Below are 591 nucleotides of genomic sequence, written 5' to 3'. Positions count from 1 at the left end.
TTTCACGGTGGGTGCGGATGGAGTTTGGTCTTATACTACCGATACGGCGCATAATGAATTTGCAGCCGGCACCACCTATACCGATACTTTAACGGTGACTTCCGCCGATGGTACTACTTCAACGATTACGGTGAATATTTTAGGTACGAATGATGCTGCGGTGATCACTCCTGCAAGTGTGACTTTAACCGAGAGCAATGCGATTTTAACCACGGGTGGTACTTTAGCCATTAGTGATGTGGACAGTCCTACAACCTTTGTGGCGCAAACTAATGTGGCTGGTAGCAACGGGTACGGTCATTTCACGGTGGGTGCGGATGGAATTTGGTCTTACACTACCGATACGGCGCATAATGAATTTGCCGCTGGCAGCACTTACACCGATACTTTAACAGTGACTTCCGCTGATGGTACTACTTCCACCATTAGCGTCAATATTGTAGGTACCAACGATGCCGCGGTGATCACTCCTGCAAGTGTGACTTTAACCGAGAGCAATGCGATTTTAACCACGGGTGGTACTTTAGCGATTAGCGATGTAGACAGTCCTACGACCTTTGTGGCGCAAACTAATGTGGCTGGTAGCAACGG

General features: G+C 48.4%; 1 protein-coding gene. It reads left to right on the top strand.

The features are described from left to right. The coding region (locus LOX96_RS17505; protein WP_250456489.1) for a VCBS domain-containing protein at window positions 1-591 on the top strand (591 nt) is incomplete at both ends.

The organism is Legionella maioricensis, assembly GCF_023618015.1.
Taxonomy (GTDB): domain Bacteria; phylum Pseudomonadota; class Gammaproteobacteria; order Legionellales; family Legionellaceae; genus Legionella; species Legionella maioricensis.
This window is presented reverse-complemented; position numbering and strand designations above follow the sequence as displayed.